The organism is Nonomuraea sp. B5E05, assembly GCF_039880665.1.
In the GTDB taxonomy this organism is placed as follows: domain Bacteria; phylum Actinomycetota; class Actinomycetes; order Streptosporangiales; family Streptosporangiaceae; genus Nonomuraea.
The window spans coordinates 1-1,112 of the sequence record NZ_JBDPMJ010000096.1 but is presented as its reverse complement, the minus strand read 5'-3'; the positions used below and the strand labels follow the sequence as shown (position 1 = coordinate 1,112).

Below are 1,112 nucleotides of genomic sequence, written 5' to 3'. Positions count from 1 at the left end.
GACCGTGGCTGGGACCTGGACAAGCTCTACAACCCGGACCCGGACAGTCACGGGACCACGTATGCGCGGCATGGCGGGTTCCTGTACGAGGCGGGTGAGTTCGATCCGGCGTTCTTCGGGATCTCGCCGCGTGAGGCGTTGGCGATGGATCCGCAGCAGCGGTTGTTGCTGGAGGCGTCGTGGGAGGCGATGGAGCGGGCCGGGATCGATCCGGCCGGGTTGCGGGGCAGCCGGACCGGCGTGTTCGCCGGCGCCACGGCGCAGGACTACGGGCCGCGCCTGCACGAGGCCACCGGCAGCGCCGAAGGGTACGTGCTGACCGGCACCACGGCCAGCGTCATCTCCGGGCGGGTCGCGTTCACGTTCGGGTTCGAGGGCCCGGCCGTGACGGTGGACACCGCCTGCTCCTCGTCCCTGGTCGCCCTGCACCTGGCCGCGCAGTCGCTGCGGACCGGCGAATGCGACCTGGCCCTGGCCGGCGGCGCCACCGTGATGGCCTCACCGGGCATGTTCGTGGAGTTCTCGCGGCAGCGGGGTCTGTCGCCTGATGGTCGTTGTAAGGCGTTCTCGGCTGGTGCTGACGGCACGGGGTGGGCTGAGGGTGTCGGGATGTTGCTGGTGGAGCGGTTGTCGGATGCGCGCCGGCTTGGGCATCGGGTGCTGGCGGTGGTGCGGGGCAGCGCGATCAATCAGGACGGTGCGAGTAACGGGTTGACGGCGCCGAATGGTCCTTCGCAGCAGCGGGTGATCCGGCAGGCGCTGGCGAACGCGGGGTTGTCGGCGGCCGAGGTGGATGCGGTCGAGGCTCATGGGACGGGGACGTCGCTGGGTGATCCGATCGAGGCTCAGGCGCTGCTGGCGACGTATGGTCAGGATCGGGATCGGCCGTTGTGGCTGGGGTCGTTGAAGTCGAACATCGGTCATGCGCAGGCGGCTGCGGGCGTCGGCGGTGTGATCAAGATGGTCATGGCGCTGCGTAACGGCATGCTTCCCCGGACGCTTCATGTGGATGAGCCGTCGCCGCATGTGGACTGGTCGGCGGGTGCGGTGGAGTTGCTGACCGAGGCCCGCCCGTGGGACGAGCTGGACCGTCCCCGCCGCGCCGCCGTGTC

1 protein-coding gene is annotated in these 1,112 nt (G+C 70.1%); it reads left to right on the top strand.

Annotated elements, in window-relative coordinates:
* Positions 1-1,112: polyketide synthase (locus tag ABGB01_RS45945; protein ID WP_347780646.1), on the top strand; the 1,112-nt coding region annotated here is incomplete at both ends.